Here is a 2,979-nt window from a genome sequence, read left to right as displayed (position 1 = left end):
TGTGGCCGGGCTGCAGGCTGGCCATCGCAATGTCGCGGCGGAACTCGATCGGGGTGCGCTGATAGTGATACACGGTCCGGCCGGCCTTGGTGACCTGATCGGTCTTGACGGCTTCGTAGGTGCCCCAGGTCGCGGTGACGGTGAACGACGCCAGATCCGTCGGCACCTGAAACCGCAGGCCCATCGACGCCGGAATCATCAAGCCCTGCTTGGGTGCCCGGTCCTCGGCGTCCTCGTCGGCCGCGTCGGTGCCGTTGTCGTCATCGGCGGCGAACGCCGGCACGCCGCGCCCCGCGGCCAAACCCTCGGCATCCGAGCGGGCCTCGGCCGGCTCGCCGCGCTGGTCATCGAATTCCTCGGCACCATCGCCGCCCGCGGCGACGGTGGTGATTTTCACCGGGGCGATGTAGCCGACCAGATAGTGCGAGCGCGGGCTGAACGGCAGCACCTCTTCCGGGCCGTGCACCGGGCCCAGCAGCTCACGCTGCAGGATGTCGACGAGGTTCTCCCGGACGGTGAACGATGTGCCGTCGGGCTGGTGGTTCAACGCGCAACTGTCACTGATGAACTCGGCCGTTGCGGTCATGGCGGTTAGGTCCCGCTGGTTTTAGCCGTGTTGCGGAACGTTGCCTTGGCCGAGACCAGTTGATGCGCCCGCTGATAGGAAATGCCGAGCGCCTTGCCGATGTCGCGCACCGTCAATCCACCACCTTTGAGTTCGGTTGCCGCACGCCGGTATTCCTCGGCGGCACCGGCTTGCGCATCGGCGGCCTCGCGACGCAGCTTGGCCGCCCGTTCGAGGTGGTGATGAACCGACTCCGGTAGCTCAACCTGCACCTCAACAGTGAACGAGTCCGCCGGTACGTCGAGCCACAACGCGATCAGGTCGCGCGCGGCCGGTTCAACCTGATCGAGATTGCGAGCCTGGGCGGGCAGCCCGTATTCGGGACGGTTGCCCAGGCCGGGCAGTCGGACATGCCAGCACTTGCCGTCCGGGCTTGCGATCGCGGTATAGGTATTCACCGCCACCACCCCCTTACCTAATTTTGCTTCGCATTCTCGGTACACGTCCTCGGCATAACGGTTGGTCAACTCGTTGTGCCGGCCGACCGGGATCATCAAGCCGTCGAGACTGTAGATCGTATGGCTGGCGCCTTCACGCAGCTCAGCGAATAACATCCCCCGAGCCTGTGCTGCCCGCCTGATCTTCTTGATGACCTCGGTCCGCTTCGGCATCGTATCGCTCTACCCACGCCTAGACAAAGATTGTAAAGAACGGGCTAGACGTCGGCGAGGCTTTGGTGCTCATCATGAGAACAGTGTCAGCTCCCCCACTGACATGTTCCCGGCGCGCTGGGCACGGGCTCCAGTTCTGTGGCGGGGTGCCACCGCAGCAGCACACGCTGATCGTCGAAATAGCGCCCGACGACGCCGCGGCGGATGCGGAGGCTGTCCAGCTGCGTCAACAGGATCTCCCGCCGAACCGAGTCGTTCGCCCCGGCAGCCGCCCACTGTGCCTGAACGGTCGCCCCGCCGAGCGGCTCGGAGCCGCGCTTGCTCAGCAGCCGCTGCACGAGGTACGGGTCCAACGCCGTTCGGCTCATCGTTTGCCGGCACGCCGGGCAGTAGAGGACCGGGCGCTTCTGGTTCGTCCCCCGGCACATGTACGCATCGCAGTCGTCGCAGCGGATGACCCGGGAGAGGAACGGACTCGTCGCCTGCCGCTCGATTCGCTTGCGGGCCTGAGGAGTAGCTCGACTATGCGGGCTGGCGCCAATTACTCGCCTTCCGATGTGTTCGAGACATTCCCCCGTCCTACCGCGTCCGATCGCCTCGAATCTGCCGGGCGGTCATTGAACGACGAGCGGCGCACGATCATGCTCCGCCGCGGGCTCGGACTGACGAAGCTCTACAACCTGGTCAACAATCCCGCCATCCACGGCGACACGGACATCGACCGACTGCGTGACATCCATATCGAGGTCGACATGGCGACAATGGCCGCGGACGGCTGGGATGACATTCGCCTCGACCACGCCTTCCACACTTACCGGCAAATGGAACGCGATTCCTTCGTTTTCCGCCAAGCGGATGGGGTTGCCCTCGACCCGTCCGACGGGTTCGAGCAGGGTGCTGATGCGCCGCACCAGGATGTCGTTGGCGACCCGGGGCACGTTCTCGGCGACGGGACCGAGGGTGCCCCACACGGCGGCCTACTCGAGGCTGGCGCTCGCCACCGGCCAGGAACGCGACTGGATGGCGCGGGTGATGGTGAACCCGTCGGCAACCATCGCATCGAGGCCGACCTGCCGCGTGTCGCCCTGCCCGACAGTGTTCGTCGCGATCAGACCCAGGCTGCCGTTCGCCTGCAACAGCGAGGCGGCGCGCAGGAAGAAATAGGCCACCTGGTCAGCACTCCCTCGCATCCCACCGGCAACCACATTGACGAGCCAGTCGCGAATGTCGGTCCCCAGCGCGCCGGTGATCTTCTGCCCGCCGAGGAACGGGGGGTTGCCGATGATCGCGTCGAACCCGCCATGATCAATGACCACATCTGGTGCCTCGATGATCCAGTGGTTCGGCTTCCAGTGTGTGTAATCAGTTGGGACGGTGGGGGTTAGGCTACGATCGATGATCTCGTCGAGCAAAGCCGGGCTCGGGTCTCCGGCCTTCGGATGGGCTTCGTTGACGGCGATGCGCAAGTTCTCGTAGGCCTCATCGATTGCGCGCCCCGGTTTGCCTCCCAGCGGCAGCCCGGCAGCAACCACCCCGTCGGCGATCTGCCGCAGATCGGCAGCGACGCGACGCAGTTCGGTGAGCTGCCGCTGTTTGGCGGCGGTATTGCGGGCTGGATCGTTCTCGACGATCTCGGAGGCCAGCTTGCGGCGCAGCTCGACGTGGATGATCGTGTCGATGTCGACGTCGAAGATGTCGAACATGTCGCCGGGCGGTACCCGGCTGGGGTCGATGTGCAGTTTG

The 2,979-nt window shown here is 65.3% G+C and carries 5 protein-coding genes and 1 pseudogene; all 6 read right to left on the bottom strand.

Going from position 1 to position 2,979, the window contains the following annotated elements; genetic code table 11:
• On the bottom strand, window positions 1-199 hold a 199-nt coding region (locus AC2VOK_RS17195; protein WP_428901562.1), incomplete at its 3' end, for a hypothetical protein.
• Window positions 199-547: pseudogene (locus AC2VOK_RS17190) on the bottom strand (hypothetical protein); the annotation flags it as partial. The gene AC2VOK_RS17195 and the pseudogene AC2VOK_RS17190, both read right to left, overlap by 1 nt.
• A 44-nt stretch (window positions 548-591) precedes the next feature.
• Window positions 592-1,236 (bottom strand): hypothetical protein, encoded by a 645-nt coding sequence (locus AC2VOK_RS17185; protein ID WP_428901561.1) that lies wholly within the window; start codon window positions 1,234-1,236, stop codon window positions 592-594.
• A gap of 86 nt (window positions 1,237-1,322) precedes the next feature.
• A complete protein-coding gene (locus AC2VOK_RS17180) occupies window positions 1,323-1,664 on the bottom strand; it encodes a hypothetical protein (RefSeq protein ID WP_428901560.1) in 342 nt (113 codons plus the stop codon).
• A gap of 186 nt (window positions 1,665-1,850) precedes the next feature.
• The gene (locus AC2VOK_RS17175; RefSeq protein ID WP_428901559.1) at window positions 1,851-2,207 is read right to left on the bottom strand and encodes a hypothetical protein; all 357 of its coding nucleotides are present in this window, start codon (window positions 2,205-2,207) and stop codon (window positions 1,851-1,853) included.
• 6 nt (window positions 2,208-2,213) lie between these two features.
• On the bottom strand, window positions 2,214-2,939 hold the full coding sequence (locus AC2VOK_RS17170; protein WP_428901558.1) for an Eco57I restriction-modification methylase domain-containing protein: 726 nt from the start codon (window positions 2,937-2,939) through the stop codon (window positions 2,214-2,216).
• Window positions 2,940-2,979 lie beyond the last annotated feature (40 nt).

The organism is Mycobacterium sp. TH-M116 (genome assembly GCF_057473685.1).
Note: the sequence above shows the minus strand (reverse complement) of the source record. Positions and strands in the feature narration are given on the sequence as shown.

Excerpts from the sequence above, each read along its gene's own strand:
- AC2VOK_RS17185 (WP_428901561.1), bottom strand. The coding sequence starts at position 1,236 with ATGCCGAAGCGGACCGAGGTCATCAAGAAGATCAGGCGGGCAGCACAG.
- AC2VOK_RS17180 (WP_428901560.1), bottom strand. The coding sequence starts at position 1,664 with ATGTGCCGGGGGACGAACCAGAAGCGCCCGGTCCTCTACTGCCCGGCG.
- AC2VOK_RS17170 (WP_428901558.1), bottom strand. The coding sequence starts at position 2,939 with ATGTTCGACATCTTCGACGTCGACATCGACACGATCATCCACGTCGAG.